This window comes from Micromonospora sp. CPCC 205539 (assembly GCF_036906815.1).
In the GTDB taxonomy this organism is placed as follows: domain Bacteria; phylum Actinomycetota; class Actinomycetes; order Mycobacteriales; family Micromonosporaceae; genus Micromonospora.
On the sequence record NZ_JBAKHW010000006.1, the window covers coordinates 22,870 to 46,139 of the forward strand.

22 protein-coding genes are annotated in these 23,270 nt (G+C 70.5%); 14 read left to right on the forward strand and 8 right to left on the reverse strand.

The genetic code is table 11. The features are described 5' to 3' along the window. Positions 1–205: 205 nt before the first annotated feature. A complete protein-coding gene (locus V6V47_RS07475; RefSeq protein ID WP_334627323.1) occupies positions 206–925 on the forward strand; it encodes a transporter substrate-binding domain-containing protein in 720 nt (239 codons plus the stop codon). Between the two features lie 236 nt (positions 926–1,161). Here V6V47_RS07475 and V6V47_RS07480 read toward each other — a convergent pair whose 3' ends face one another. Next, positions 1,162–1,791, reverse strand: a complete 630-nt coding sequence (locus V6V47_RS07480) for a TetR/AcrR family transcriptional regulator (protein ID WP_334627324.1) — start codon at positions 1,789–1,791, stop codon at positions 1,162–1,164. A 61-nt stretch (positions 1,792–1,852) separates the two neighbouring features. On the opposite strand from V6V47_RS07480, the gene V6V47_RS07485 reads away from it, so the two are divergent. After that, entirely contained in the window at positions 1,853–2,155 is a 303-nt protein-coding gene (locus V6V47_RS07485) for a hypothetical protein (RefSeq protein WP_334627325.1), read from the forward strand. Between the two features lie 85 nt (positions 2,156–2,240). Further along, on the forward strand, positions 2,241–2,963 hold the full coding sequence (locus tag V6V47_RS07490) for a class I SAM-dependent methyltransferase (protein WP_334627326.1): 723 nt from the start codon (positions 2,241–2,243) through the stop codon (positions 2,961–2,963). A 60-nt stretch (positions 2,964–3,023) separates the two neighbouring features. Here V6V47_RS07490 and V6V47_RS07495 read toward each other — a convergent pair whose 3' ends face one another. Further along, positions 3,024–3,473 carry an iron chaperone gene (locus tag V6V47_RS07495; protein ID WP_334627327.1) on the reverse strand — a complete coding sequence of 150 codons (450 nt, stop codon included), beginning with the start codon at positions 3,471–3,473 and terminating at the stop codon, positions 3,024–3,026. Positions 3,474–3,656: 183 nt separating this feature from the next. Between V6V47_RS07495 and V6V47_RS07500 the strand changes: the two genes are divergently transcribed. Further along, positions 3,657–4,682, forward strand: coding sequence for an outer membrane protein assembly factor BamB family protein (locus tag V6V47_RS07500; RefSeq protein WP_334627328.1), 1,026 nt, complete (start codon positions 3,657–3,659; stop codon positions 4,680–4,682). A gap of 12 nt (positions 4,683–4,694) precedes the next feature. Here the strand turns inward: V6V47_RS07500 and V6V47_RS07505 are convergent, their stop codons facing one another. Further along, entirely contained in the window at positions 4,695–5,291 is a 597-nt protein-coding gene (locus tag V6V47_RS07505; protein WP_334627329.1) for a pyridoxamine 5'-phosphate oxidase family protein, read from the reverse strand. Between the two features lie 99 nt (positions 5,292–5,390). On the opposite strand from V6V47_RS07505, the gene V6V47_RS07510 reads away from it, so the two are divergent. Beyond that, entirely contained in the window at positions 5,391–5,585 is a 195-nt protein-coding gene (locus tag V6V47_RS07510) for a helix-hairpin-helix domain-containing protein (RefSeq protein ID WP_334627330.1), read from the forward strand. A gap of 34 nt (positions 5,586–5,619) precedes the next feature. On the opposite strand, the gene V6V47_RS07515 is transcribed toward V6V47_RS07510, so the two are convergent. Further along, entirely contained in the window at positions 5,620–6,207 is a 588-nt protein-coding gene (locus V6V47_RS07515; protein ID WP_334627331.1) for a helix-turn-helix domain-containing protein, read from the reverse strand. Positions 6,208–6,279: 72 nt separating this feature from the next. Here V6V47_RS07515 and V6V47_RS07520 point away from each other — a divergent pair, with 72 nt between their 5' ends. From V6V47_RS07520 to V6V47_RS07540, 5 genes are all read left to right on the forward strand, one after another. Beyond that, complete coding sequence (locus tag V6V47_RS07520; protein ID WP_334627332.1) at positions 6,280–7,878, forward strand: FAD-dependent oxidoreductase; 1,599 nt, start codon at positions 6,280–6,282, stop codon at positions 7,876–7,878. Between the two features lie 201 nt (positions 7,879–8,079). Further along, positions 8,080–9,033 carry a carbohydrate ABC transporter permease gene (locus V6V47_RS07525; protein ID WP_334627333.1) on the forward strand — a complete coding sequence of 318 codons (954 nt, stop codon included), beginning with the start codon at positions 8,080–8,082 and terminating at the stop codon, positions 9,031–9,033. After that, the gene (locus V6V47_RS07530; protein WP_334627334.1) at positions 9,030–9,875 is read left to right on the forward strand and encodes a carbohydrate ABC transporter permease; all 846 of its coding nucleotides are present in this window, start codon (positions 9,030–9,032) and stop codon (positions 9,873–9,875) included. The genes V6V47_RS07525 and V6V47_RS07530 overlap by 4 nt, the downstream gene beginning before the upstream one ends. A 29-nt stretch (positions 9,876–9,904) precedes the next feature. Then, on the forward strand, positions 9,905–11,311 hold the full coding sequence (locus tag V6V47_RS07535) for an ABC transporter substrate-binding protein (protein ID WP_334627335.1): 1,407 nt from the start codon (positions 9,905–9,907) through the stop codon (positions 11,309–11,311). A 217-nt stretch (positions 11,312–11,528) separates the two neighbouring features. After that, complete coding sequence (locus V6V47_RS07540; protein ID WP_334627336.1) at positions 11,529–13,088, forward strand: hypothetical protein; 1,560 nt, start codon at positions 11,529–11,531, stop codon at positions 13,086–13,088. Between the two features lie 281 nt (positions 13,089–13,369). Here the strand turns inward: V6V47_RS07540 and V6V47_RS07545 are convergent, their stop codons facing one another. After that, on the reverse strand, positions 13,370–14,332 hold the full coding sequence (locus tag V6V47_RS07545; protein WP_334627337.1) for a helix-turn-helix transcriptional regulator: 963 nt from the start codon (positions 14,330–14,332) through the stop codon (positions 13,370–13,372). Between the two features lie 92 nt (positions 14,333–14,424). On the opposite strand from V6V47_RS07545, the gene V6V47_RS07550 reads away from it, so the two are divergent. Then, the gene (locus tag V6V47_RS07550; RefSeq protein ID WP_334627338.1) at positions 14,425–14,793 is read left to right on the forward strand and encodes a VOC family protein; all 369 of its coding nucleotides are present in this window, start codon (positions 14,425–14,427) and stop codon (positions 14,791–14,793) included. 722 nt (positions 14,794–15,515) lie between these two features. Beyond that, complete coding sequence (locus tag V6V47_RS07555) at positions 15,516–16,910, forward strand: dihydrolipoyl dehydrogenase family protein (protein ID WP_334627339.1); 1,395 nt, start codon at positions 15,516–15,518, stop codon at positions 16,908–16,910. 32 nt (positions 16,911–16,942) lie between these two features. Here the strand turns inward: V6V47_RS07555 and V6V47_RS07560 are convergent, their stop codons facing one another. The 3 genes from V6V47_RS07560 to V6V47_RS07570 are packed head-to-tail and all read right to left on the reverse strand — an operon-like array spanning position 16,943 to position 19,620. Next, positions 16,943–17,737 carry a nucleotidyltransferase domain-containing protein gene (locus V6V47_RS07560; RefSeq protein WP_334627340.1) on the reverse strand — a complete coding sequence of 265 codons (795 nt, stop codon included), beginning with the start codon at positions 17,735–17,737 and terminating at the stop codon, positions 16,943–16,945. A 48-nt stretch (positions 17,738–17,785) separates the two neighbouring features. Next, positions 17,786–19,141 (reverse strand): hypothetical protein, encoded by a 1,356-nt coding sequence (locus V6V47_RS07565; RefSeq protein WP_334627341.1) that lies wholly within the window; start codon positions 19,139–19,141, stop codon positions 17,786–17,788. Positions 19,142–19,155: 14 nt separating this feature from the next. Next, positions 19,156–19,620, reverse strand: a complete 465-nt coding sequence (locus tag V6V47_RS07570) for a hypothetical protein (RefSeq protein WP_334627342.1) — start codon at positions 19,618–19,620, stop codon at positions 19,156–19,158. A 102-nt stretch (positions 19,621–19,722) separates the two neighbouring features. On the opposite strand from V6V47_RS07570, the gene V6V47_RS07575 reads away from it, so the two are divergent. Together V6V47_RS07575 and V6V47_RS07580 are read left to right on the forward strand one after the other, a co-directional pair. Then, complete coding sequence (locus V6V47_RS07575) at positions 19,723–20,589, forward strand: copper resistance CopC family protein (RefSeq protein WP_334627343.1); 867 nt, start codon at positions 19,723–19,725, stop codon at positions 20,587–20,589. Between the two features lie 258 nt (positions 20,590–20,847). Continuing rightward, entirely contained in the window at positions 20,848–23,253 is a 2,406-nt protein-coding gene (locus V6V47_RS07580) for a ricin-type beta-trefoil lectin domain protein (RefSeq protein ID WP_334627344.1), read from the forward strand. The last annotated feature ends 17 nt before the right edge of the window (positions 23,254–23,270 follow it).

Sequence of the window (23,270 nt, forward strand, 5' to 3'; positions counted from 1 at the left end):
GGCCCGTGTCGTCGGCGAACTAGGCTTCGCCGCGACGTGGCGGTCCTGCGGACTGGACCGGGCACGAGACGACCTCGACCGGCTACGACTCATCCCCGGCCACGGCCAGGACCCGCCGGTCATCCCACAACCCGCACCATTGCAGGCCCGACTACTCGACCTCCTCATCGTTGGTCCACTCCGCCTCGTGATCTAGGCTGCGGTCATGATCGCGACCGCTGCCATCACGCAGGACCTGGCCCCGACCGGCGTGCTGCGGGCGTCCATCAACCTCGGCAACCCGGTGCTGGCGCAGGGCACGGCGACCGCGCCGAGCGGGGTGGCGGTGGAGATCGCACGGGAGATCGGCGTACGCCTGGGCGTTCCCGTCGAGCTCATCTGCTTCGACGCCGCGCGCAAGTCGCTGGAGGCGATGACGGCGGGCCAGGCTGATATCTGCTTCCTGGCCGTCGAACCGGCCCGCGAATCCGAGGTCGCGTTCACCGCCCCGTACGTCGTCATCGAGGCCGTGTACGCCGTCCCGGTGGACTCGCCCATCACCACACCGAACGACGTCGACCGGCCCGGCGTGCGCATCGGCGTGAAGCGGGGATCCGCATACGACCTGCGCCTCTCGCGCACCCTGCGGCACGCCGAGGTCGTCCGCGGCGAGGAGGGCGTCGAGGAGTTCCGCGCGCACGGCCTGGAGGTGGCCGCCGGCATCCGGCAGCCGATGACCGCCTACGCCGCCGCCAACCCCGACATCCGGCTCATCGACGAGCGCTTCATGCAGATCCAGCAGGCCGTGGGCACGGCCCGGGCCCGGCAGCCGCAGACCGTCTGGTTCCTGCGCGACGTCGTCGAGGAGCTGAAGAGCACCGGGTTCGTGGCCGCGGCGCTGCGGCGCTCGGGTCGGCTCGACGCGACGGTCGCCCCGGCCGCGTGAGCACCCCGGGACCGGCGAGGTCAACCGGTTCCCGACCAGCACCTCGATCACCTGCCCGTGCGTGAGCGAGGACGTCGACACCTCACGCATCGGATACGCCGCATCGACGATCTCACGTAGCCGCAGACGGCGACCGAAATCAGCGACCACCGGCAGCGCGGACGGTGTTACGCCCCACCGCCGTCACGATCAAGACACCACGCCCACCCAACCATCCTCACGTGCGGAACACGGGGCTAGCGGCATAGCTGCGCGTGCAGGGTGTCATGTACCCACCGCTCCCAGCGGTCCGGGGTCCAGCCTCGGTCGCGGATGAACAGCAGGTACAGCTGCGGGCTCAGCAGGCCGTAGAGCAGGTCGGCGGCATGTTCGACGGTCAGGTCTGCCTTGGCGCCGGGCTTGGCGATGAGGCTGCGCGCGGCTGCGTTTTGGACTTCGAGGCGCGGATCGGTGTCCTGCTGCCACATCCCGGCCAGGCTTGGATCCTGTGCTCCGGCAGCACGCAGGACATCCATGATCGGTGCCACCCGCTGGAGCACCTCGCAGGTGCCGCCCACATGTGCCCGCAACTGCGCCTCGGCGGTGTCAGCCGCCAGAGCGTCTCGGAACCAGGCCCGCTGCATCGTCGGAATCGGCTCGTCGTCACCGGCGATGGTGACGTCAACCAACTCCTTGAGCAGCGACGGCTTGTTGCCGAAGGCGAAGTAGATGGTCTGCACGGCGACACCGGCCCGCTCCGCGACGCCCTGGAGCGTGGTGGCCCCGTAGCCCTGATCGACGAACAGCTCGTACGCAGCCTGCAGGATGCGCCGCCGAGTCTGCCGGGACTTCTCGCCCTTTTTGCCGGTGCTCTTGACCAGTGGCATGACCGCACTGTAACACTAGAGCCCAGCTCTAAAAACCAACTCTATAGAAGGAGTACAGCGAATGTCTCTCATCCGGACCACCCGGTTCACCGCCGACACCGCAGACGCCGACCTCGTGCTGGAACGGCGCGGCCAGCTCATCGCGGCGATCAGGGCGCAGTACGGCGGCCCGACCGAGACCAGGCTGATCCGCGTCGACGAGCGGACCTGGGTGGACATGTGGCGGTGGGACTCGCCGGAGATCCTCAGCGCGGCCCTGGCCGGCGCGCCGCACCTGCCAGAGGCCGCCGCCGCCTTCGCTGTCGCCCGCGATGTCACCGCGGAACAGGGCGAGCTGGTCGCCGAGGATGGCTGGACCCGATGACCCGTTCCCGCCACCTCGCCGTCGAAGCCACCGGCCTGGTCGAGACGTTCGGCGCCACGCGCGTTGTTATGGAAGGACCGAAACGATGATCGACACGACAACCGCCACGCGGCGTTGGCTCGATGCCCGCTGGCCGTTCGTGCGCGCCCACCTGCCATCGGCACCAGCCCGCCTCCTGGAGATCGGATGCGGCCCGGAAGGTGGCTTCGTCCCGGCCATGCGGGAGCACGGCTTCGACGCCGTGGGCGTGGACCCAGTGGCACCAACCGGACCCGGATACCACCAGACGGAATTCGAGAAGCACCAGCTGAGCGAGCCGGTCGACGTGATCGTCGCCTGTACCTCGCTGCACCACGTCACCGACCTGGACGAGGTCCTGGATCGGGCCGCCTCCGCGCTCACGCCGGGCGGCGTACTCATCGTCGTCGAGTGGGCCTACGAGAGGTTCGACGAGGCGACCGCGCGCTGGAGCTTCGACCGGCTGCCCGACAACGGCGAGCGCGGCTGGCTGCACAGCCACCACGAGCGGTGGCTCACCTCCGGGCAACCCTGGCACGACTACCTGGAAGGCTGGGCCGGGCGAGAGGGCCTGCACCGTGGCGACGCGATCAGCCAGGCGCTGCAGACCCGCTTCCACACCAGGCTGCTCACCCACGCACCGTACTTCTTCCCCGACCTGCACCCCGTCAGCGAAGCCGACGAACAGGCGGCCATCAACGCCGATGGGATCCGGGCCACGGGCATCCACTACGTCGCGACCAAGCCAGCGATCGACATCAGCCCGATCGGGACCGTCCACAACGGGTGACCGGGCCCGCGGCCGCACCACGCACGAGCCTGCGCCGCGCCCCGGCGATCGATGGCCGGGTCAGGAGACCGCGGCCTTCACCAGCTCGATGACCTTCTTCTCGACCGCGGGGCTCCACTTCTGCAGCGCGTACGCCACCGGCCACAGGTCACCGTCGTCGAGGGTGGCCGCGTCCTGGAAGCCCAGGGTCGAGTACCGGTAGTTGAACTTGCCGGAGTCCTGGAAGAAGACGACGATCTTCCCGTCGGCGTTCGCGTAGGCGGGCATCCCGTACCAGGTCTTCGGGGACAGCTCCGGGGCGGCAGCGCTCACCGCCACGTGCACGCGCTCGGCCAGTGCGCGGTCGTCCGGTGCCATCTGCGCGATCCGGTCGAGGACCGCTTGCAGCCCGTCGGCCTGCTTGGCGCCTTTCTTGCCCTCGGCGCGCAGCTCGGCGGCGCGCTCCTTCATCGCGGCGCGCTCCTCGGCGCTGAAGCCGTCGGACTCGGTCGTGGAGGTCTTCGCGGGCATTCTCGGGCTCCCTCTCGCTGTGCGAAACTCGGCGTGCTGCCGGCTTGTGCGAGGCTCGGCACGCTGCCGGCCACCAGGGAAAAGGCTAGGCCCGACGACAACCGGGCGCTTCTTGATTCCTGATCGAATCGGAGAGCCACCCGCGCAACGCGCCCGGTTGGTCCTGTGCGTGACACTGGGCTCATGGATCAACCGTCGAGGGTGCTGTGGTCCCGGCCACTGCACCTCCGTTCGAGCGAGCGAGCGTTGGCGGCGGCGTCCGGTGCGCTTGTCGTGGCCGAGCGGCACACGCGTCTGGTGCGGCTGGACCCGCAGAGCGGGGCTCCGTTGTGGGAGACACGCGTCGAGGACTGCTGGGGCACGACCGTCATCGCGGGAGAGCGCTGCCTCTATCTGAGTCAGCGGGGTGTGCTGCACTGCGTCGACCTGGGCAGTGGGCAGCGTGCGTGGTCGGTGCCAGGTCTGTGGTTGCACCACTACGTCAGTGTCAGTGGATCGGTCGTCTTCGTTGGCGGGTGGCGGGGTTATCGTCCGTTGACACGGGTGGATCTGGCGACCGGCGAGCGCATCCCGGGTGAGCTGCCGGGGGCTCCGCCGGGCAGCAGCTTGGCATGGCCATTGCCATTGCGGTTGCACCCGGATCGGGGCGTCGACGCCGACTCGATTCTCCTCGCGAGTGCCCGACAAGCGGCACTGCTCCTGTTGGACGCCCGGACCGGCGACACCAGGGGGCAGTGGTCGCTGCCGGAGCCGGTGCACTTCCCCGACTCCGGCAGCGCCTACAGCGTCGGCGCGGACGGCGTCGTCGTCTTCCTCAGCGGCAGCCGTACCGTCATGGCCCTGCACCCCGTCAGCGGCGTGGAGATCCTCTGGCGGCATGACCGTGACCTGCCACCGGTACCACCGTTTCTCACCGACCGGACCCTGTGGCTCAGCACCGACATCGGCGTCACGATGATCGATCTCGACAGCGGCGCCCGCGCGGAGGTGGCACGCCTTCCGTCCGGTGCCACCGCTGCCGGTGTCGCCGTCCCCGGAGGTGTGTTGGTCGGCCGTGCGGGCAACCAACTCATCGGAGTCGACCGAAATGGCGGCATCTCTGCGCGCCTGCGGCTGCGGGCACGCGTCGACCGGGTAGTTGCCGGTGGTCAATCCTTGGTGCACGCCATCGGCAAGGGCCACCTCACCACGGTCGACATGGCGATGTGACCACCCAGGCGATCATCGTGCGCGCTGGGGCGTCGCGGGCAGCGGCAGGGGCAGGCCGGGGAGCCCGTCGATGCTGGTGGCGACGTGGTCCTTGCCAGCGAAGTAGTCGCTCAGCGACTGGTCGTCCTCCCGCGCGAAGCGCCGCGCGTGCAGGTCGCGCTCCTCGTCGTACGACATGAGGGGTACGGCGTAGCCACAGGTGTCCCTGATCAGCTCGGCGTGGACCACGATGATCGCGCGCAGCCCGTGCTGGCTCGTGTCGATTGTCGGGAAGTGTGCGATCAGGCCCGCCCACCGTGGGTCGTCCCGGAAGACCGGCTCACCGCGCCCGTGTACGCGCACGATGTTCGGCGGCCCCTGGAAGGCGCACCACATGAGGGTGATCCGGCCGTTCTCCCGGAGGTGGGCGATGGTTTCCGCGTTGCTGCCGGCGAAGTCGAGGTAAGCGACGGTCACCTCGTCCAGGACCGCCAACGACCCGGTGAGCCCCTTGGGCGAGAGGTTGACCGTGCCGTCCGCGGCAAGGGGCGCGGTCGCCGTGAAGAACATCGGCTGCGCCTCGATGAATTCGCGCAGGCGGCCGGTGATGTGCTCGTGCGTCTTCCCCATCGCCCCAGATCCTTTCTCGCGTTTTGCCAGAGCCGATCCTGCCCCGAAAAGCGGACGAGGTCACCCGGCGTACCGGCATCGGCCGGTTAGCATCCGCGGATGACCTCGTCCCTGGACACGCTTCCGAAGATCGGTGTGCCCGCGACTCGCGCCCTGCACGGCGCCGGCTACACCACTCTGCGCCAACTCGCTGGCGTCCCTCGGGGGGACCTGGCCAAGCTCCACGGAATGGGACCGAAGGCGCTCGGAATCCTCCAAGCCGCCCTCGAGCAGCACAACCTCGGCCTCGGCTGAGACCGCACCTCCAACCCGAAGCCGAACGCTCCGATCAACCCACCGGCGCGGTGGGACGGGCGCGGACGTGCAGCCGCTCCCCCTGCGGCCCGAAGAGGGTGAGGATCTCGGTGGTCCCCGGGCCCGGGTTGACCACCCGGTGCGGGATGCGGGTGTCGAACTCGGCCACCTCGCCCGGGGCCAGCGTCAGGTCGTGGTCGCCGAGCAGAAGGCGCAGCCGGCCGGAGAGCACGTACAGCCACTCGTACCCCTCGTGGGTCTGCTGGGTCTCCCCGGTGGGCGTGTTCGGCGGCAGGATCTGCTTGAACGCCTGCAGGCCGCCCGGTCGGCGGGTCAGCGGCAGGAAGGTCACCCCGTTGCGCATGATGGGCTTGGGGCGTACCCGGGGATCGCCGGTGGCCGGTGCGTCCACCAGCTCGTCCAGAGGCACCTGGTAGGCGCGGGAGAGCGCGAGCAGCAGCTCCAGGGTGGGACGCCGGCCGCCGGATTCCAGCCGGGACAGGGTGCTCACCGAGATGCCGGTCAGCTCGGCGAGCTGGGCCAAGGTGGTGCCGCGCTGGTGCCGCAACGCACGCAACCGGGGGCCGACGGTGGCCAGTGCCACACTCTCGTCGTTTGCCATAACGGCAAGGATAGTTGCCGCCTGGTCGGTCCCGGCGGATGGTGGGCGCTGCGACGAGCGGAGGAAACAACGATGAACGAGACGTACGACGTGGTAGTGGTCGGCGGCGGCGCCGCCGGGCTGAGCGGGGCGCTGGCCCTGAGCCGGGCGCGGCGGTCGGTGCTGGTGATCGACTCCGGCGAGCCGCGCAACGCCCCGGCCGGGCACGTGCACAACTACCTGACCCGTGACGGCACGCCGCCGGCCGAGTTGCTGGCGGCCGGCCGCGCCGAGGTGAGCGGCTACGGCGGGCAGTTCCGGGCCGGCCGGGTGGACGCGATCACCCGGGACGGCGACGGTTTCCGGCTCACCCTCGACGAGGGCGAGGGCGTGCGGGCCCGACGGCTGCTGGTGGCCACGGGCGTGACCGACGAGTTGCCCGACGTTCCCGGCCTGGCCGAGCGGTGGGGTCGGGAGTTGCTGCACTGCCCGTACTGCCACGGCTGGGAGGTGCGGGACCGGCGGATCGGTGTGCTGGCCACCGGGCCGCTGGCCGTACACCAGGCGGAGATGTGGCGGCAGTGGAGCGCGGACGTGCTGCTCCTGCTGCACGACGCCCCGGCGCCGGACGAAGCGACGGCCGAGCGGCTCGCCGCCCGGGGCATCGCCGTGGTGCCGGGCCCGGTGACGCAGCTGGAGGTGAGCGGGGACGCGCTGACCGGCGTCCGCCTCGCCTCGGGCCGGGTGGTGGCGCTGGACGCGGTGGTCGTCGCGACCCGGGTCGTGCCCCGCGCCAGCGCGCTGACAGCGCTCGGCCTCGCTCCGGAAGAGGTGACGATGGGCGGCCACGTGATCGGCGCCCAGATCCCGACCGACGCCGCCGGGGCGACGACCGTCCCGGGTGTCTGGGTGGCCGGCAACGCGGCCGACATCCGCAGCCAGGTGATCTCGGCCGCGGCGGCGGGCCTCAACGCCGGGGCCGCGATCAACGCCGATCTGATCGCCGAGGACACCGAGGTCGCATTGAGCGCGTACCGGCAGACGCTCGCCACGGCCTTCGAGGAGCCGGCGTGGGAGGAGCGTTACCGGTCCAAGCCGGCGGTGTGGAGCGGCCGGCCGAACCCGCAACTGGTCACCGAGGCCGCCGACCTCAAGCCGGGCCGGGCGCTGGACGTGGGCAGCGGCGAGGGCGCCGACGCGATCTGGCTGGCCGAACGCGGCTGGGAGGTGACGGCGGTGGACATCGCCACCACCGCGCTGGGCCGGGCCGCCGAGCACGCCGCAACCGCCGGCGTCGCCGAGCGGATCGAGTGGACGCACGCCGACCTGCGCGAGACGCCGCCAGCCGAGAAGGCGTACGACCTGGTGTCCGCGCAGTTCATGCATCTGCCCCCGGTGCCGCGCCGGGAACTGTTCGCCCGGCTGGCCGCCGCGGTGGCTCCGGGCGGCGTCCTGCTGATCGTCGGACACCACCCGTCCGATTTGTGGACGTCAGCGCGCCGGATGCACCTGCCGGACATGATGTACACCGGCGAGGAGGTGGCCGAGTCGCTCGACCCGGCCCGCTGGGAGGTGCTGGCCGCCGAGGCCCGCCCCCGGCCCGGCACCGACCCGGAGGGCCGGGAGATCACCCTGCACGACGCGGTGCTGCTCGCCCGGCGTCGCACCACCGCACTCCCCCGCGCGAGGTGACGCTGCGCGACCGCCGCCAGCGGCGCGGGTCATCGCCGCCGCTGCGGCCCGGGTCGTCACTCCCAGCTCAGCGGCCGATCTGCGGATGCCGATGGCGCACTGCGCGAGGCTGACGCCGAGTAACGCAATGTCATTGCCACGACAGCTCATCGCCACCTGATCGACCATCCTCGGACGCGCGGGCTGTGCAGTCTGGCCGGCGTGACAGCTCCGACTCTGCTCGCGGCGCGACCCGCCGTCGGGCGTACCGACCGGCCACCCGGCCGGAGCGCCGCCCCGGCGCGGGCCCGCGAGACGGCACTCGGCCTACTCTTCGTCCTACCCGGCCTGGCCGGCCTGGGCGTCTTCGTGATCTTCCCGCTGTTCCAGGCGGTGTACCTGGCCACCCGGGGCAACGACATCCTCGGCAACCCGACCCGGTCGGTGGGGCTGGCGCACTTCCACGAGCTGTTCACGCCGGAGTTCGGCACGGTGCTCTGGCAGACGCTGCTCTTCACCGTGCTGGTCGTGGTGCCCGGCGTGCTCCTGCCGCTCGCACTCGCCGCGCCGATGACCCAGCGCCTGCCGGGCATGCGGATCTTCCGCACCGCCTTCGCCCTGCCGTTCGCGTACTCGGTCTCGGCGGCCAGCGTGGTCTGGCTGATCATGCTGAACCCCGGCGTGTCGCCGGTGAACTGGGCACTCAGCCTGCTCGGCATTCCCGAGCCGAACTGGACCACCGAGCCGGGCTGGGCGATGGCCACCGTCGTCGGGGTCACCGTGTGGATGGTCTCCGGCTTCAACCTGCTCGTGCTCGCCGCCGGCCTGGCCGGCGTCGACGAGGAGGTGTTGGAAGCGGCCCGGATGGACGGCGCCACCGGCCCCCGGCAGTTCGTGAGCATCGTGCTGCCGATGATCTCGCCGAGCCTGTTCTTCGCCGTGGTGACCACCACGCTCGCCGCGCTCCAGGCGCTCGGCCAGGTGCAGATCATGACCGACGGCGGCCCGAACGGGCACACTCGCACGCTGGTCTATTCCATCTTCGACAACGCGTTCCACAACAACAACAGCAACTTCGGGCTGGCCAGCGCGCAGGGCCTGGTGCTGCTGGTGATCGGCGTACTGATCGCCGTGGTGCAGTTCGGCGTCCTCGAGAGGCGGGTGCACTACCGGTGAGCAGGAGCGTGAACCGACCCGGTCCGGTACCGACCGTCCTGACCTACCTCTGGCTCGGCGGCGCCGCGGTGGTCCTGCTCTTCCCCGTACTGCTCACCGTGCTCGGCGGGTTCCTGCCGTCGAACGCGCTGCTGCACGAGCCGCCCCAACTCTTCGGCGGGCACTGGACCCTGGAGAACTACCGGGCCGCCTGGCGGCAGCCGGTCGTGCCGCTGGCGCCGGCCTTCCTGAACTCCCTCTTCGTCGGGCTGAGCGTGATGCTCGGGCACCTGGTCACCTCGTGCCTGGCCGCGTACGCCCTGGTCTTCCTGCGCAGCCCGCTACGCCGGCCGATCTTCTGGCTGTTCCTGGCCACGATCATGGTGCCGTACGAGTCGATCGTGGTGCCGAACGCGCTGTTCGTCCGGTCGCTGGGCATCAACGACAACCGACTCAGCCTGGTGCTGCCCTTCCTGGCCAGCGGCTTCGGCGTGTTCATGCTGCGGCAGGCGTTCGCCCAGTTCCCCCGGGAGTTGCGCGAGGCCGCCGTCATCGACGGCTGCGGCCACCTGCGGTTCCTGGTCACCATCCTGTTGCCGGCGAGCCGGCCGGCGCTGATCGGCATCTCCGTCTGGTCGTTCCTGCAGGGCTGGAACATGTACTTCTGGCCCTTGATCATCTCGTCCAGCAACAACTCCCTGAACACCCTGCAGACCGCGGTCTTCGCCCTCAAGGACAACGAGGGCGGCAGTCCCGCCGTCCTCCTGGCCGGCATCACCATCACGTTGGTGCCGACGCTGCTGCTGGTCATCTTCGGCCAGCGCTGGCTCGTCCGGGGCTTCACGGCCGGCGCGGTCAAGTAGTTCCCTCACCCCAGTAGTAGGAGGAAACAGTGCGTACCACTTTGCGCCGAGTGGCGGTCGGGCTCTCGCTCGCCGCTCTCACGGCCACCGCTGCGGCCTGCGGTTCGGCCACGGCGAACAGCAGCGACGCCACCACCGGCACGGACGCCCCGGCGGCCAGCGCGCTGGACGGCAAGGGTGAGGTGTCGATCGGCTTCTGGCACGCGATGACCGGCAAGAACGGCGAAGCGCTCAAGCAGCTCACCGACCAGTTCAACGCGAAGAACAAGGGTCGCGTGAAGGTCGACCTCCAGTTCAAGAACACGTACGACGACACGCTGTCCGCGTACAAGGCCGCGCTGAACAGCGGCCAGGCGCCGGACGTGGTGCAGGTGTACGACATCGGTACCCGCTTCATGATCGACTCGAAGTCGACCGTGCCGGTGCAGTCGTTCGTGGACGTCGACAAGACCACGACCTCGGACATCCAGCCGAACATCGCTGGTTACTACTCGGTCGACAACAAGCTGAACTCGATGCCGTTCAACACCTCGATGCCGCTGCTCTATCTGAACAAGACGGCGTTCACCAAGGCCGGCCTCGACCCGGCGAACCCGCCGAAGACGCTCGACGAGATCACTGCGGCGGCCCGCAAGTTGACCGTCAAGGACGCCAACGGCCGGGTCACCCAGTACGGGTTCGGTGCCGCGCTCTACGGCTGGTTCCTGGAGCAGTGGACCGCCTCCGGCAACCAGGAGTACTGCGACCAGGGCAACGGCCGCGACGGCCGGGGCACCACCGTCAAGCTGGCCACCGACGACCACGTCAAGCTGCTCGCCTGGTGGAAGAAGATGGTGGACGAGGGCCTGGCGCCCAAGCTGGACAGCAACACCACCACCGCGGACAACGCGTTCACCGCCGGCACGGTGGCGATGACGCTGGAGTCGACCGGCTCGCTGGGCGGCTTCCTGAAGAGCTCCGAGGGCAAGTTCGAAATCGCCACCGGCAACTACCCGAAGATCAACGCTACCGACGCGGGCGGTCCGATCATCGGCGGCGCCTCGCTCTGGGTCGTCGGCAAGGGCAAGGACGACGCGCACAAGCGCGCTTCCTGGGAGTTCGTCAAGTTCCTGTCCGACAAGGACTCGCAGGCCACCTGGCACACCTCGACCGGGTACTTCCCGATCAGCAAGGGCGCCCTGGAGACCGAGGTCGACAAGCAGTGGGTGGCCCAGCGGCCGCAGTTCCAGACCGCGATCACCCAGCTCCAGAACACTCCGCTGAGCAAGGCCACCCAGGGCTGCCTGCTCGGTGCGATGCCGCAGGCGCGTAAGGCCGCCGAGCAGGCCATGCAGGCGGCGGTGCTCAGCGGCACCGACCCGCGCACCGCACTGGAGCAGCAGGAAAAGGCGCTGGCAACCCCCATCAAGGACTACAACCAGTCCGTGACGAACTGACTCCGTACCCCAGGCAAGCCGGCCGGTCGCGCACCTCGCGACCGGCCGGCGCGGCCTCTCCCCCGACCTGGCGAGACGCCGGGGCGGGGGATTGCGTGGGCTGCGGTGTGAGGGCCTAGGCTCGGCGCTGGCTCGGCGGTAGCGTTGCGCCACACTCACGGCCCGGGGCGGTCGACCGCCGACCCAAGCGCCCCGATATTCGTACGGAGGATGGTGCATGTCCATCGGCGCTGAGCCGCACGCAGCACGCGACGATGCGGCGTCGCGGCCGAGCTTCGAGCTCGCCCTGCGCGGCTACGACAAACGCCAGGTCGACCGGCATTTGGAGGAGCTCGACGGTCAGCTGCAGATGCTGAGCAAGGAGCACGGGCAGTCGGCCGTCCGGGTCCGTGAGCTGACCGGCGAGGTGCAGCGCCTGCGTACCGAACTGGCCGAGGCGCGGGAGCAGCCGGCTCAGGTGGACCGCGCCTCGTTCCACGATCTGGGCCCGATGGTCGGCGAAATCATGGCCCTCGCCGAGAAGCAGGCTGCCCTGATCACCGACTCGGCCATCGACCGGGCGAACGAGCTGCGGACCGAGTCCGAGCGGATTCTGCACGACACCCGTGAGCGGGCCGCGCAGGCACGCCAGGACCTGGCGGAGGAGCTGGCTTCCCGACGCGCGGAGCAGGAGCAGGCGCACGAGGAGCGGCGCAACATGGCCGAGGCCGAGCTGACCGCGATCCGCGAGCATGCCGAGCAGATTCGCGCCGACGGTGAAGCCGCGCACGATCGCGCGCAGCACGAGGCGAAGCGCATCACCGAGCAGAGCGCGCAGCAGCTCAACCAGACCCGGGTCGCCGCCGACGCGCTGATGAAGTCCGCCCGCACCCAGATCCAGCAGGAGCTCCAGGCCGCGCGGTCCAAGGCCCAGCAAGAGATGGCCCAGTGGCAGGCTGGGGTGGAACGCGAGGTCAACGAGCGCCGGGCCGCCACCGAGCAGGAGATCGCCGAGCAGCGGGCAGCCGCCGAGCAGATGCTCGACGAGCAGCGTGGTGAGACCGAGCAGCAGATCGCCGCGCTGCTGGCCGAGGCGCAGCAGCACGTGACCGAGCTGCGCAACCGGGCCGACGAGCAGGCCGCCAGCCACCAGGAGCAGCTCGCCGCTCTGCAGGAGGAGATCGAGGAGCGCCAGCAGGAGTCGACCCAACTGCACTCCGAGCTGGAGACCGCCAGCCAGCAGCTCGCCGAGATCCGCCAGGAGGGCGAGAGCCTGGAGAACGAGCTGTCCCGGATGCAGCAGCGGTTGACCGAGGTTCGTCGAGACCTCACCGCCGAGAGCGCACGGCTCGATGAGGCCCGGCGTGCCGGGGATCTAGCCGAGCGGCACGCCAAGGACGTTCGTGCCCGGGTGCAGCGAGAGGCCAAGCGGGTGGCCGACCTGGCCGCTGCCGCCGTGATGGCCGCCGCCGCCGGCGGTCCGGAGACCGCCGAGTATCCGATGGTGGGCACTCGGTCCAACGCCGACCGGTCCGGCGTCGACCTGATCAAAATCGACCGACCTGACACTGACCGGCCCGGTGTGGACCGGCCCAGCGATGGCCTTCCGGCCGCCGACACGTCGGCCCCCGCGCAGGGCCCGGCTCCGTCCGACGACCGTTCGGTCCCTGCGGGAGGCCTGACCGACGACACCGACCTGCCCCCGGTGCTGCAGCCCGCTCGCTCCGCCGACCCGACGCCCGTTCCGTTCCTGGCGTTCGGTCAGCCGGTCTCCGAGAACGGCACCGTCCGCAGCTGACCCCCAACCGCTGGCCCGGCCCGGGCCGGGTCGCCTGGTGGGGCTTCGGGTGACCGCGGCACCCGCGGCGCTCAGCCCTCATCGTGTACGTGCAGCCGCCTCGTGGGCAGAGACGTTCCCTGTCAAGTCCCAGCGTGTTGCGCGGCGATCCGGCCGATCGAGCTTGCCGACGGGTTCTGGCGTGCGCTACTGCTTCAGCGCCGTCGATGACGAGCGGTCAGGGGGCACCCTTGCCCTCCTGCTCAGCCGACAGCGCGAGGAGGACAACTAGGTGTCGCTGTTCAGGACGTTGGTGACGGCGCGTAGTGGTGGGCAAGGTTGGTGGCGAGGGCGCGGAGGTGAGCCCTGGCTTCGGCGGGGCCGTGCACCGTGATGGCGTTCCCGAACGGCAGCAATGCTCGCACGTCCTCCAGATGCAGGAAGCGGATTGTTACCTTGTGGCCGGTGGCGGATTCTTCATGGTCCCGGACGAGTTGTAGGCCAAAGATCCGTTGCGCTCGCTCGATCTGGGTCTGGTCGATGGTGGCGCTGACCTCTACCGCGTGGTTGTGTGCCCATTGATCAATGAGCGCTGCAGCGACGGTGGCCAGGGTTTGGTTCTCGCGGAGCCGTCGTGGCTGGCCGACTTCTTTCCACATGGTGATCCGTTCGAGTCGGTACATCCGTGGCACTCGGGCACAGTCGGCAACGAGGTACCAGATGCCGGCCTTGGCGAGCAGTCCGTAGGGATCCACGACCAGGTCACGTGGGCATGACTCGCGTGGGCTGTCGTACTCAATCCGTAGCTGGCGACCTCGCCGCACTGCGCCGATCAGCGAAGCCGGAGTCGGGCCGGAAGCTCGTGTCTGGTGCCAGGGACGGCTGTCCACGTGCACGACGTCGGTGAGCGGCAGGAGCTCGTGAACTCGACGTGACTGTGTCGCGGCGAGCTTGGCGAGCGCGCGTCGGCTTTCGGCCGATGCGCTGAGCTCCGCGCGTTGCTTCTCATCCAGCCCGACGAGCGAGAGGTGATCACGCTCGCCAGGCGTGAGTCGCGTGAGGTCGAGCCCGGACCTGGGCAGCATGGTCACGCCGCCGAGGCGGCCCCGGTGTGCGGTCACCGGCAGACCGGCGTCGCGGAGCCAGTTCAGGTCCCGGGTGATGGTTCGGAGGGAAACCCCGAGCGCCGAGGCAAGTTCCTGGGTGGTCGCGCCATCCCTCGATTCGAGCAGCAGCATCAGTGTGAAGAAGCGGTCCGGGGTCACGCACCAAGACTTCCAGAAATTGCGCCACGATACGGCGCATATTTCGGCCAGGCTGGTGGATGCGTACCTACGACCACCGAAGAGGAACAACCATGACCAGATCCGTCGTGTCCATCGTCTATGTGAACGACGCTCCCGCCGCAGCTCGTTTCTACGGCGACCTCCTTGACATGAGCCCCTCGTTCGAGACTTCGGGATACATCACCTTTGACCTCGGGCCGGGCGCTGACCTCGCTGTGTGGTCGGGCCAGTTCGAGGATCTGTCGCCGGACGTCCCGCGTACCAGTGAGGTTTGCCTGGCCATCGGCGGCGGTGGACCCGACGAGGTCAACGCGATCTTCAAGCAGTGGCAGTCCAAGGGGGTCACGATCCTGCAGGAGCCTCATGATGCGGGGTTCGGGCTGACCTTCCTCGCAGCCGATCCTGACGGGAACCGCATCCGGGTCGCACCGCGGGGCTGAAAGGCCACAATGCGGCAGGCGCGCACGACAGGTGTCGCGCCCGCCGTTGTTCGACTTAGAGAGGACGACGAGTGCCCCACGCGAATGCGCCCCTGAGTGTCGAGGGCCGTAGGCAGCTCGTGAAGCGGTGCCCCGTTGGAGCGCGGTCGCGCGGTCCCAGCCCTTACCGCGCGACCACAGGAAGTTGAAGAACAGGCAAGTGTCCTCGGCATAGTTTCGCCTGGTCTCTCGGGCCAGCCGGGAGAAGGAGGAGCAAGCCAGGTACAACGTCAGCCCTTGGTCGCACGCTCAACGACGCTCGGGCACTCCGTACGTCGCCAGCCGGTTCCGTGCCCACCGCAGCGAGCTACACCCGTCGTGCCGGCAGTCTGGCACTGGCCGTCGTGCCTGATGGTCTGCTCCGCACGTGCCGCAGCGCGGAACGTACGTCGGTCAACCGGAGAGCTGAAACGGCCCGGACCCACGCGAGAGTCCGGGCCGTTCTGCTGCGATCGATCAGCGCTTGGCGATCTACCGGGCCAGCGCGGCTGACCCGCCCGGGACATCAACTCCAAAGGCGTCGCACCCGCCCTCCGCACCTCCGAGCGGCGTCCGGTGCTGACGGCTGGGGCGGATCTGCGCGGAATCGGGTCGGTGACCCCGCCGGAGCTGGCAGGCTGGGCTGGCCGCCGCGCACCCGTCGGCGGCCGCCGGCCTGGCCCGGCGACCGAGAGGAGCGCCCGGTGACCGACCGCCCGGAGGAGTTCGACCTGCTCGTCGTGGGCGGCGGCAAGGCCGGCAAGACGTTGAGCATGGACGCGGCCCGGTCCGGTCGACGGGTGGCCATGGTCGAACGCGGCATGATCGGCGGTAGCTGCATCAACGTCGCGTGCATCCCGACCAAGGCGCTGGTGACCAGCGCGCGAGCGGCCCGCCTGCTGCGCGGCTCGGCCGAGCTCGGCCTGGTGGTCGAGGACCACCGGGTCGACCTGGACCTGCTGCGCGCCCACAAGCAGGACGTGGTCGAGGGGATGGTGGCCGCCAACCGGCAGCAGTTCCTCGATTCCGGTCTGCACCTCGTGATCGGTGAGGCACGGTTCGTCGGTCCCCGGACCGTGCGGGTGTCGCTGGCCGACGGCGGTGACCGGCTGCTGCGCGGCGCCGACGTGGTGATCAACACCGGCACCCGCCCGTACCTGCCGTCCGTGCCGGGGATGGCCGAGTCCGGGGTGCTGACCAGCGACAGCCTGCTACACCTGGACCGGCTGCCGGCCCGGCTGGTGGTGCTCGGTGGTGGCACGGTCGGGGTGGAGTTCGCGCAGATGTTCGCCTCGTTCGGCAGCACGGTCACGGTCATCGAGGGTGGCCCCCAGCTGCTCACCCGGGAGGATCCCGACGTCGGCGACGCCCTGATGCGGGTCCTCCTCGCCGATGGCATCGACGTTCGCGTCGGCGTGACGGTTGCCCGCGTGGACCGCACCGTCGGCGGCACGGCCCGGGTGACGCTGGACGATGGCAGCCTGGTGACCGGGGACGAGGTGCTGGTGGCCGCCGGCCGGACACCGGTCACCGAAGGGCTCGGCCTGGACGCCGCCGGTGTCCGCCTGAGTGACCGTGGTTTCGTGGTGGTCGACGAGCACCTACGGACCAGCGCCGAGCGGACGTGGGCGGCCGGGGACGTCGCGGGCAGCCCGCAGTTCACCCACGCCTCGCTCGACGATTGCCGGATCATCCGGGCCAATCTGGCGGGTGAGCAGCGCAGCACGACCGGCCGGCTCATCCCGTACACCGTCTTCACCACCCCGGAGCTGGCCCGGGTCGGGCTCACCGAGACCGAGGCGCGCCGGGCCGGGTACGACGTCCAGGTGGCTCACCTGCCGGTCGCCGCGATCCCTCGAGCGCGCACCCTGCGCCAGACCGAGGGCATGTGGAAGGCGGTGGTCGACGCTGGCACCGACCAGATCCTCGGTGCGGCCCTGCTCGGCGCCGAGGCCGGTGAGGTGATCACCTCGGTGCAGTTGGCGATGCTCGCCGGTATGCCGTGGACGGCGCTGCGGGACGCCATCATCACCCATCCGACCATGGCAGAGGGGCTCAACCTGCTCTTCGCCTCGCTCCAGTCCCGCCCGGTCCGCTAGGCGAAGCCGGTCGCTCGTCTGGGCGTCGGCCGCTATTCGGGCTGGCCGGCGATTTCGGCGCGTACCCATTCTTGGAAAGCGCGGGCGTGCGCACCCGTCGGCGGCGACCCTCCGTGGCGCGCGGCGACCGCCTGGCGGATCACGTCGGCCCGGTCGCCGGTGTCGGCCCGGTCGCCGGTGTCGAGCAGCCGCTGACCGGCTGCCACCTTGGCCAGCCAGACGCCGTCGCGGTGGCGGACCAGGGAACGGCAGGCACCGAGCACCGCATCCTCCGCGCCCGGCGCGGGCTCGTCGCCCGGTGGCGTCGGCAGGGCCAGCCACCAGGACAACGCCTCGATCAGCAGGCGGCGCAGGTCGGTCGGCGCCAGGTCGGCGAAGACCTCCCCGACCGGCGGCCCGAACAGCGGCAGTCCACTCTGGTGCAGAATGCTCCGATCCAACCCGTACCAGAAGCGGCCGTCGGCCTCCGGCCGGTCGGCCGGGTCGAGGGTACGCCGGAACGACATCTCGGGGCCGGTGTTCAGCTCGACCTCGAAGCCGGGCTCCGGGGTGCCGGCGGTGGCCACGGCCCGCTGGTAGACGACCAGTTCCAGTCCGCGCGCCGGGCAGGGCAGGGCCTCGTGCCGCAACCGCTGGACCAGCGCCCGCTTGGTGGCCTCGGTCAGCGGTCCGGCGCTGACCAGTGCGACGTCCACGTCGCTGCGACCGGGCTGGTAGGCACCGAGCCCCACCGAGCCGGCCGCGTACGCGCCGACCAGGTCGTCACCGAGCACGTCCCGGGCGGCGTCGACCAGCTCGTCGAGGTAGCGCTGAAGATCGGAGTCCACGCCCCCCATCCTCGCCCTCGGGTCGCACAGCCCTCGACCGGGGTCGCGCTAGCCGGCGTAGAGCAGCAGCAGGCCGGCGACGGTGTACGCGACCATCAGCGCCAACAGCGGAAGCTGGCCGGCCACCGCGCGGCCCCGGGGGAAGAGGTGGAGTGCGCGGTCGTGGGCGAGCAGGGTGCCGAGCAGGTGCCCGAGGAGGATGACGGTGACCTGGAGGGTGGCTACCCCGGACGGGGTGACCAGGCCGGTGTGTGGCTGCCAGCCGGCGGTGCCGAACCAGTCAGCGCCGGTGTCCAGGGGGTCGGAGAGCAGCGCGACGGTGCGCTGGCCTTCCAGGATCAGCAACGAGTAGTAGTGCGCCACGAGATAACCCACCGCGATCGGCACGATCGAGTGGGCGATCTCGCCCGGCAGGCGACGAGCCGAGGCAGCGCGGTCGACCGAGGCCGCGCCGTCGTCGGCTGAGCCGGCGCGGCCGATCCGGGCCGCGGCACCGGTGGCGGCGAGGTACGCCGCTCCGACGATGACGATGACCAGGATCAGCCCGCCGCTGCCGGTCACCGCCGGTGGCAGACCGTTCTCCTGGCCGAAACGCAGCCAGGCCGGGGCGTTGGAGAGACTGTCGAACATGGTCGAGCCGAGCAGCACGACCACCACGGCGACCAGCCCGGGTCGAGGCCGCAGCCCGGCGATCCCGTCGAGCGGATTGCGCCACACCAGCACGCCGTCCTCGGCGCGGCCGACCGGAGCCAGGCGGCCGACCAGGTCGCTGAACGCCTCGAACGGGTCGGCCCGGTCGAACCAGCCCGCTCCGAACACCGCCGCGCCGGCCAGCATGACCACGGCGTACCCGGCGAGCCAGGCGGTGATGACCGGCAGGGTCGCCCGGTCGGGGGCAACCAGCTCCAGCCAGACGAAGCAGAACAGGGTGCCGGCAGCCGGCCAGAGCCCGAGACCGGCCGGCAGCTCGCGGACGCCGCGCGCCGGGTCCCGCCGGACCGCCACGGCGGCGAGCAGGTGCACGGTACGCAGCGGGTTGACCGCTCGCCAGACCGGGCCGAGCAGCAGCGACGCGGGCACCAGCCCGACCCAGAGCAGCACGTAGAGCGCCCCGGCCGTCGGATTGTCCGGGGTGTCCGGACCGGCCAGCAGGCCCAGGCAGAACCAGCCGGCCGCGAGCAGGCCCAGCCCGCGCAGCACCCACCGGAACGCGGGCGCGTCGACGAGTCGGGCCAGCGGCTCGGGCGCCGGCCGGCCGCCGGAGGCATCCCGGTCCAGCCGTGGCTCGCGCCAGAGCAGGCCCAGCGCGAGGAAGGTGACGACCAGGGTCAGGGCCGCGGCGACGACGAGTTCCGGCAGGGTGATCGGCAGGTCCTGCCGGCCACCGACGCCGTGCGCCAGCACCGCGGGAGCGCTGGTCAGCGGACGACGAGCTGGAACAGCACCAGCCCGGACTCGTGCGTCTCCACCTCGAACAGCCCGGTCTTCTCGGCGCGGAACTCGACCGACGCGGGCTTGCCCGCCGGCAGTCGCACGCCCAGGTCGTACCCGTGCACGTGCAGCTCGTCGGGCGTGTCGGAGGTGACCGTGATGCGGACCAGCTCGCCCTTACCCACGGTGACCCGCCCGGTCGGCGGGGCGACCTGCCGCTTGGTGATCGTCACGGTGATCTGCTGGTCCACCGCTGGCGTGCTGGCCGCGGCGCTGGGGGTGGGGCTGGCCGGCGGCGCCGACGCGGTGGCGGCGGCGGTCGGCGCGGCGGTGGTCGGAGGTGGGGTCACGGAGGGGTCGTCGTCCTGCCCGCAACCGGTGGCGAGCAGGGCGGCGAGAACGCTGGTGGCGAGGACGGCGGGGAGGCGGGCACCGAGGGGACGGACGGGCACGGCTGAACTCCGAACGACGCGAGGGGGCGGGTGTCGAGTTGATCGTCGGGGAGGTGAACTCTACGTCTTGTTCCACGCCGGGGAAATGACCATCATGAACGGATGCGATCGAGGCCCGTCACTGCGCGTAACGTCCTGAGCCGTACCGTGGCGGCGCTGGCCGCGACGCTGGCGGTGTCGCTGCTGCTGCCTGCCGCTCCGGCGTCGGCGCACGGCCAACTGGCGACCTCCACTCCGTTGACCGGCACCGTGGTGCGTGAGCCGCTGGAGCGGGTGGGGTTGTACTTCACCGAGAAGCCGGCCTCGAACGCCCACTTCACGGTCACCGGACCGAGCGGGTCCAGGGTGGACAACGGTTGGTCGTACGGCGAGCCGAAGCGCCTGGACAAGCCGGTTCAGGAGTACTTCATGGTCAACGGCGTCTTCGAGCCGCGGCTGTACCACACCGGCTTCCCGGCCATGGTGGCCGTCGCGCACTGGCCGGCGAAGGGCCGGTACACGGCCAGTTACCTCTCCGTCGCCTCCGACGGTGAGGCGGTACGCGGCAGCGTCACCTTCGACTACCAGGGCCGCACCACGGCAGCGCCCGCCGGTTGGACGGCGCCCACGGACGGGCCGGCGGCCACGCTGCTCGCCCTGGTCGAGGGCCACTCGTCGGCGAGCCCCGGCGCCGCCGGCGCGAGCCCCGTCCCGGGGGCCGTGACCGGCGCCCCGGCGACCGAGCCGGCCGGTGCCTCGCAGACCCGCAAGGAGGGCGGGCTTCCGCCCTGGCTGGTGCCGGCACTGGTCATCGTGGTGGTCGCCGCCATCGTGCTGGTGGCGGCGCGGCGTCGACCCGTGAGTCGAGCCGCCGGCACTCCCGCCCGCCGATCGGGCACCCCGGCCCGCGCGCCCCGTACCCCGGCTCAGCGCTCCGGCAATCGGCCCGGAACCCGCGCTGGTGGCCCGACGAAACGCGGACGCCGGTAGGCCCCGCACGACCAAGACACCGGGCATTGTTCGCGTATCCCCGCGAACTTTCGCACGGACATCGGAAACTTTTGATGCATCGATCCAAAGGCATGGACAGCCCGATCGAAACAACTTAATGTCTCGCCCATCACCCCGGTGTTTCCGAATCGTCACTCGTCGGCGTCGAGGACGTTACGGAGCCGGGCCGGCGGCCGCCGCCCCACCACCACCGCTCCACGCCGGCCGTCGGACACTCCTACCCCTCATGGAGGAACGATGGGCACACGGCTGCTACGCCGATTCCGCAGTCCTGTCCTGGGTGCGTTGGCACTCGTCCTCGCCGGCGGCGTCTGGGCCAACCCGGCCAGCGCCGCCCCCGCGCAGGAACCGGGCGTCACGCTACGCGTCTTCGACGTGCAGGTGCCGCTCTCCGAGATCTGTACGCTCAAGCCCGCGCAGACCCCGAACGTGGACAAGCTGATGTCCACGATCAACTGGTCGTCCGCGGCGGACTTCGGCTTCGAGGACAACTTCGTCTCGCAGGTGCTCGGCAACATCACCACCACCCAGGCCGGCAGTTACGCGTTCCGGCTGAGCAGCGACGACGGGTCCAAGCTGTCGATCGACAACGCCGTGGTGATCAACCACGACGGGCTGCACGGCGCGACCCCGCCGAAGGAGGGCACGGTCACGCTGACCGCAGGGCTGCACCCGCTGCGCATCGACCACTTCGAGCGCGCGGGTGGTCAGCAGATCACCCTGGAGTGGAAGACGCCCGGCTCGTCGTCCTTCGTGGTCGTGCCGAATTCGGCGCTGAGCACCGACGCCGGGGTGGTCCGGGTGACCGCCCCCGGCCGCAAGGAGTGCGAGGGCGTCTTCGACTCCCCCGGCGACGGCCTGCCGCTCACCAGCGTGCACCCCGGCTACACGTTGACCAACCTGCGGCCCAACGGCTTCCAGCCGAAGGTCACCGGCATGGACTGGCTGCCCGACGGCCGGCTGGTCATCTGCACCTGGGGTGGCAGCGACCAGTCCGGCACCTCCCTGGACGGTGAGGTGTGGATTCTCGGCAACACCGGCGGCACGACCGGGCCGGGCAACGTGACCACCAAGAAGATCGCCGGCAACCTCAAGGAGCCGATGGGGCTCAAGATCGTCGACGGGGTCGTCTACGTGACCGAGAAGCAGCGGCTGACCCGGCTGGTGGACACCAGCGGTGACGAGGTGGCTGACCGCCTCGACACCGTCGCCACCTGGCCGTACGGCGGGAACTTCCACGAGTTCGCATTCGGCCTGCTCTACCAGGACGGCTTCTTCTACCTGAACCTGTCGGTGTCGATCAACTCCGGCGGCGCGACCACCAACCCGCAGCCCGCTGCCAACCGGGGCACCACCCTCAAGGTCAACAAGGACACCGGGGCGGTCAGCTACGTCGCCGGCGGTCTGCGGACCCCGCACGGCATCGGCTGGGGCCCGGAGAACGGCATCTTCGTCACCGACAACCAGGGCGGCTGGCTGCCCTCGTCGAAGCTGGTGCACATCAAGCAGGGCCGGTTCTTCAACCACTACATGAACCCGGCTGGCCCGTTCGACACCGCCCCGGTCACCCAGCCGGTGCTCTGGATGCCGCAGAACGAGATCGCCAACTCGCCCAGCACGCCGCTCTACCTGACCAGCGGCCGGTACGCCGGTCAGTTCGTCATCGGCGATGTCACCTACGGTGGCCTGCAGCGGGCGAACGTGGAGAAGGTCAACGGCGAGTACCAGGGCGCCCTGTTCCGGCTCACCCAGGGCCTCGAGGCGGGCGTCTCCGAGGTCAACATCGGCCCGGACGGCGCGATCTACGTCGGCGGGCTCGGCGCGGGCGGCAACTGGGGCCAGACCGGCAAGCTGTCGTACGGCCTGCAGAAGCTCACCCCGAACACCGCCACCACCTTCGAGATGCTGGCCATGCGGGCGACCACCACCGGTTTCGAGGTGGAGTACACCCAGCCGGTCTCCGCGGAGACGGCCGCGAACCTGGCCTCGCACTACACGTTCAAGCAGTGGCGGTACCAGCCGACGGCAAGCTACGGCGGCCCGAAGATCGACGAGCAGACGCTGACCGTCACCTCGGCCACCCTCTCGTCGGACGGCAAGAAGGTCAACCTCGTGGTGGCCGGCCGGCAGGCCGGTCGGGTGGTCTACCTGCGCACGCCGCGCCCGTTCACCTCCACCAGCGGCCAGTCGCTCTGGAGCACCGAGGCGTGGTACACGCTGAACTCCATCCCGGGTAGCCCCCCGCCGCCGACCGGCGGGACGATCACCGGCGTCGGCGGCAAGTGCCTGGACGTCGACAACTCCGGCACCGCCGACGGCACGAAGATCCAGCTCTACACCTGCAACGGCACCGGCGCGCAGACGTGGACCCGGGTCGGCGACACGTACCGGGTGCTGGGCAAGTGCCTGGACATCGACAACGGCGGCACCGCGAACGGCACGAAGGTGCAGCTCTGGACCTGCAACGGCACCGGCGCGCAGGTCTGGCAACCGCAGGCCGACGGGTCGATCCGCAATCCGCAGTCGGGCAAGGTGCTGGAAGCCGCCGGCGGGGCCACCGCCAACGGCACCCAGATCCAGATCGGCACGTACGCGGGCGGCGCCCACCAGAAGTGGGTGGTCAGCAGCGGCGTAACCGGCTGACGTCGGACGTGGGGGCG